Origin of the sequence: Polaribacter sp. BAL334, from assembly GCF_015767435.1 — a bacterium.
GTDB lineage: Bacteria > Bacteroidota > Bacteroidia > Flavobacteriales > Flavobacteriaceae > Polaribacter.
This window is the reverse complement of record NZ_JADWOV010000169.1, coordinates 1-403: the sequence shown is the minus strand read 5'-3', so window position 1 is coordinate 403 and position 403 is coordinate 1. Positions and strand designations below refer to the sequence as shown.

Here is a 403-nt window from a genome sequence, read left to right as displayed (position 1 = left end):
TTTGTGTGCAGTGCCACAAAACGGACATTTAGGTGTATTTGTATTATCAAAAACATACCATTTTTGTTCGCATGAACTATTTTGGCATTTTTGCATTAGGTCTGTAGTTTTTAGTAATCCAATTTCCCATTCTTCTGCAGTTGGTCTTTCCATCGGCTTATGCAAACCATCTATAAAAACTTTTTCAAAAAGCTTTTTCAAATAAGGTCCCGTAATTGAATAAGGAAGTTTGTTGATGTCTGCCCAAGGCAAATCCCATTTAGAAACTTGATTTAATTTAGGCCTATTAGTTGTATTTGTAGGATGTTCTATGAACATCGCTTTTGCACCCATCGACAACAAATCATCTTTTTCTGTATCTAAATCATGAACTTTCCCTCCTTTTAGAGGATGCCTATGTAAC

The 403-nt window shown here is 34.7% G+C and carries 1 pseudogene; it reads right to left on the bottom strand.

What is annotated here, in order from left to right:
- Window positions 1–403 (bottom strand): annotated as a pseudogene (locus IU405_RS00885) (kinase); the annotation flags it as partial.